Here is a 4,649-nt window from a genome sequence, read left to right on the forward strand (position 1 = left end):
CAGTACCGGAAAGTGCGTTACCGGAGGCGGTGCTACCGGATGTCGGGTTGGGCGGCGGGCCCGCCCGGCCCTGGTACCGGCGTCGGCGGACCGCGCTGCTCGCCGCCGTCACCTGCGCGCTGCTCGCGACGCTCGGCACACTGTCCGCGCTCCCGGCCGACCGCTCGCCGTCGGCCTCCTCTCCCTCGCCGTCGTCCTCGGCGGACACGTCCGGCTCCGCACCCGCCCGTACGACGGCCCCGGCGGCCCCGCGTCCCTCGCCGACGGCCTCCCCGAACCGCTCGTCCTCCCCCTCCCCCACGCCCGGTGGCGACTCGCCCACACCGCGTACGCCGGAGCCGTCCACGTCCGCGGGCACCGCGCCGGGGGACACGACGGTTCCGCTGACCTGGACCGCCGACTCCCAGGCCTGGGCCCTCGGTTGCGGTCACGACTACGTCGTCGCCCAGCCGCCCGCCAGGGTCCCGCCGCCCCCGGCGGCGCAGGACGCCGGACCGTGGGCGGCGGCCCAGGGCGCCGTGCACGGGCGGGAGACCGTCGTGGAGATCACCGTGCAGGGCCGCAGCACCACGGCCGTCGTCCTGACGGCGCTCCGCGTCCGCGTGACCGGCCGCGCGGACCCGGCCCCCGGCAACGTGTACGCCATGGACCAGGGCTGCGGCGGCTCGATCAGCCCCCGCCACTTCGCCGTCGACCTGGACCGGGACCGCCCGATCGCCCGTCCGGTCGCCGGCAACGACACCGGCACGCCGATCCCCGCGGTCCGGATGCCGTACCGGGTGTCCTCGACGGACCCGGAGGTGCTGCTGGTCACCGCGCGCACGCAGGGCTGCGACTGCTCCTGGTACCTGGAGCTCGACTGGTCCTCCGAGGGCCGCACCGGCACGGTCCGCGTCGACGACCACGGCCGTCCGTTCCGCACCAGGAGCATCGCGGGTCTGCCCCGGTACATGTACGACACCTCCACGCGCCGGTGGACGCCGTACCAGTAGGGGGCCCCGTCAGGGGCGCGGCACGTTGCGCAGGTTGGAGCGGGCCATCTGGACCATGCGGCCGACCCCGCCGTCCAGCACGATCTTCGAGGCGGACAGGGCGAACCCGGTCACCATCTCGGCGCTGATCCTCGGCGGGATGGACAGCGCGTTGGGGTCGGTGACGATGTCGACGAGCGCCGGACCCTTGTGCTTGAAAGCGCTCTTGAGAGCCCCGGCGAGATCCTTCGGTTTCTCCACGCGCACGCCGTGGGCACCGCAGGCGCGGGCGACGGCGGCGAAGTCCGGGTTCTTGTTCGTGGTTCCGTAGGAGGGCAGTCCGGCGACCAGCATCTCCAACTCGACCATGCCGAGCGAGGAGTTGTTGAAGAGGACGACCTTCACCGGCAGGTCGTACTGGACGAGGGTGAGGAAGTCGCCCATCAGCATGGCGAATCCGCCGTCGCCGGACATCGACACGACCTGCCGGCCCCGGTCGGTGAACTGCGCGCCGATCGCCATGGGAAGCGCGTTCGCCATCGAGCCGTGGGAGAAGGAACCGATCACGCGACGGCGGCCGTTGGGCGTGATGTAACGGGCCGCCCAGACGTTGCACATGCCGGTGTCGACCGTGAAGACGGTGTCCTCGTCGGCGAGTTCGTCGAGGACGGAGGCCACATACTCGGGGTGGATGGGAACGTGCTTCTCCACCTTGCGGGTGTACGCCTTGACGACCCCTTCGAGCGCGTCGGCATGTTTCTTCAGCATCTTGTCGAGGAAACGCCGGTTCTCCTTCTCCCTCACGCGCGGGATCAGACAGCGCAGGGTCTCGCGTACGTCGCCCCACACGGCGAGGTCCAGTCGGGAGCGCCGGCCCAGGTGCTCGGGCCGCACGTCGACCTGGGCGATCTTGACGTCGTCGGGCAGGAAGGCGTTGTAGGGGAAATCGGTTCCGAGCAGGATCAGCAGGTCGCACTCGTGGGTGGCCTCGTAGGCGGCGCCGTAACCGAGGAGGCCGCTCATCCCGACGTCGAACCTGTTGTCGTACTGGATCCATTCCTTTCCGCGCAGCGCGTGGCCGATCGGTGACTTGATCTTCTCCGCGAACTCCATCACCTCGGCGTGCGCGCCCGCGGTGCCACTGCCGCAGAACAGGGTGACCTTGTCGGCGGCGTCGATCAGCCGGACCAGCTCGTCGACCTCGGCGTCACCGGGGCGGACCGTGGGACGTGACGTGACGAGAGCGGTTTCCGCCGCTTTCTCGGGCGCGGGTTCGGCGGCGATGTCACCGGGGAGGGAGACGACGCTGACTCCGCTGCGGCCGACCGCGTGCTGGATGGCGGTCTGGAGCAGTCTGGGCATCTGTTTGGGGCTGGAGATCAGCTCGCTGTAGTGGCTGCACTCCTGGAAGAGGCGGTCCGGGTGGGTCTCCTGGAAGTAGCCCAGGCCGATCTCGCCGGAGGGGATCTGGGAGGCGAGGGCGAGGACCGGCGCCATGGAGCGGTGGGCGTCGTACAGGCCGTTGATGAGGTGCAGGTTGCCCGGTCCGCAGGATCCGGCGCAGGCCGTCAGCTTGCCCGTCACCTGCGCCTCCGCACCGGCGGCGAACGCGGCGCTCTCCTCGTGACGGACGTGCACCCAGTCGATGGCGGAGTTGCGGCGGACGGCGTCGACGACCGGGTTCAGGCTGTCGCCGACGACGCCGTAGAGGCGTTCCACGCCGGCGCGGACGAGGATGTCGACGAACTGCTCGGCGACGTTCTGTTTGGCCATGGTGCTCATCTGCCCCTTCGGTCTCCGTGACTGCTTCGGATTCCTCCGGGTTCCATCAATCCACAGCCGCCCGTCTCACGCCTCCCACACGGCCGCCGCCGTACGGTCGTCCGCGTACCCCTTGACCCGGATCTGGGTGTCGGCGAGGAACGCGGCGAGGCCCGGCGGGGACGGCGCGGACCACCGCCGGACGAGGTGGGCGGGCAGTTCCGGCTCGCCGCGGAGCGGTTCGGCGAGGCCCTCGGTACACATCAGCAGAGTGTCACCCGGGCGGGCGACGGACGCCCGGAACCGGAAGGGCTCGCGGGGCGGCCCGGGGGCCGGCTCGTAAGGACTCGGCGGGGTCGGGATACCGAAGTCCATGGTGAGCCGGTCGCCCTCGGGGGTCTCGGCGGGCAGCGCACCGAAGCCGACGACCGGCTCGCCGGCGACCTCGCCGACCGGCGGCTCGATGTCGCGCCACTCGCCGTCCCGCAGGCGGAACAGTCCACCGGGGCCGACGCCGAAGAAGACCCGCACCCGGCAGGCCGGGTCCGCCGGCAGCAGCAGGCAGCGCAGGCCCGCCGCGTACTCCTCGGGGTCCAGGCCCTGTTCGGTGGCGCTGGCGCGGAGCCTGCCCAGGCTGCGGTCGGTGAGGCGGTGCAGCCCCGACTTCAGGTCCCCTCGCCGGGCGGCCCGCATGTCCTGTGCGAGCCGGACCTGGCTGCGGCCCACGGCCCGGCCGATCCAGTGGCACACCTCGGCGGCTGCCCGGTGCGCGCCCGGTGTGGCGCGGGCGCCGGTCGCCATAGCGACCAGGATCAGCGCCTGCTCGCCGGTGCCGAAACGGGCGGTGAGCAACGCGTCGCGGCGCGGCTCGCCCCGGTAGCGCGCGGAGTCCCCGCGCACGGACGCGGCCCGCAAGGTGCAGGCCCCGTACCGGGCTCCGTCCAGGACGGTGTCCGGGACCAGATCGTCCAGCCCGTCCGGATCGGCGGCCGGCAGCGCGGTCGGCTCGGCGTCGTAGGTCGGCGGCCCGGACCCGAGATAGGGCTTGGCCGGGGGCAGCCCGTGCGGCTGGGGTGGCCTGTGGGGCTCCGGTGGCTGTGCTGGCTGGAGTCGCTCGGGTGGCTGGGGTGGCTCAGGTGGCTGAGGTGGCGTGGTGGGAGCCGCGGTGATCCAGTCGCTCGGGTCCCTCGGACGGTTCGGAGGGTCCGGAGGCTTGGGCGCCCTCGGGTCGTCGAGGTCGTGGAGCGGGGTTCCGGGCGGAGCCTTCGGGAAGGGTGGGGCCGTCGGGGTGGACGGTACCGATGGGGCAGATACGGCGGATGTGGCCGGCTGCGACGGGACCGGCGGGGTCTCGGGCTGAGCCGGGTGGGGGGCCGCCTGCGGGGACGTACGGCCGGGAGGGGCGGAGCCCTGCGGTTCCTGTTCGTCGAAGCCTGGGGGCAGGGGGCCGCGCGGGACGCCGGTCGGTTCTGAAGGACGGTCCGGGGGACTGTGGGGCGGGCTGTCATCGGCCGCCTCGGCCGACGGCGGCTGCGGCTGCTGTCCCGTCGGCTCCCCCGTCCCCGCCCACCAGTCGGCCCGCTCGGTCGGCTCCCGGCGCGGCCTCGGCACCGAGGCCGGTGGCGCACCCGGCGCCTCACCCGGTGCCGGACCAACGGGATCCGCTTCGGCCGGGGCACCCGATCGCACCGTCCCCGACGCCGACGCGAATCTGTCGTCCAGCGAGTCCGCGGCGGCCGTGGGGCCGGTGTCCTCGGTGGTGTCGTCGTACAACTGGCCCCACCAGTCGTCCTCGTGACCGGTGGGCCTTCCCCCCTGCTGGCTCATGTCCCTGATTGTCCACCGCGAGGGCCGCGGGGAAACGGGGCATCGGGAAAATGCGTCGGCACCCACACGGGGAACAGATGTGCGAGCGGC

Annotated in this window: 3 protein-coding genes; 1 reads left to right on the forward strand and 2 read right to left on the reverse strand. The window is 72.8% G+C overall.

Annotation, left to right across the window (positions count from 1 at the left end; all coding sequences use genetic code 11):
- Nucleotides 1–992: transcriptional regulator (locus BZL64_RS35920; protein ID WP_244205737.1), on the forward strand; the 992-nt coding region annotated here is incomplete at its 5' end.
- A 9-nt stretch (nt 993–1,001) separates the two neighbouring features.
- Here the strand turns inward: BZL64_RS35920 and BZL64_RS35925 are convergent.
- Together BZL64_RS35925 and BZL64_RS35930 are read right to left on the reverse strand one after the other, a co-directional pair.
- Nucleotides 1,002–2,744, reverse strand: a complete 1,743-nt coding sequence (locus BZL64_RS35925) for a pyruvate dehydrogenase (protein ID WP_086773236.1) — start codon at nt 2,742–2,744, stop codon at nt 1,002–1,004.
- Between the two features lie 75 nt (nt 2,745–2,819).
- A complete protein-coding gene (locus BZL64_RS35930; RefSeq protein WP_086773234.1) occupies nt 2,820–4,559 on the reverse strand; it encodes a protein phosphatase 2C domain-containing protein in 1,740 nt (579 codons plus the stop codon).
- Nucleotides 4,560–4,649 lie beyond the last annotated feature (90 nt).

It is taken from the genome of Streptomyces bobili (genome assembly GCF_002154575.1).
Lineage (GTDB): Bacteria > Actinomycetota > Actinomycetes > Streptomycetales > Streptomycetaceae > Streptomyces > Streptomyces bobili.

What these genes read in the sequence shown, in the direction of transcription:
- BZL64_RS35930 (WP_086773234.1), bottom strand. Translation starts at nt 4,559, where the DNA reads ATGAGCCAGCAGGGGGGAAGGCCCACCGGTCACGAGGACGACTGGTGG.
- BZL64_RS35925 (WP_086773236.1), bottom strand. Translation starts at nt 2,744, where the DNA reads ATGGCCAAACAGAACGTCGCCGAGCAGTTCGTCGACATCCTCGTCCGC.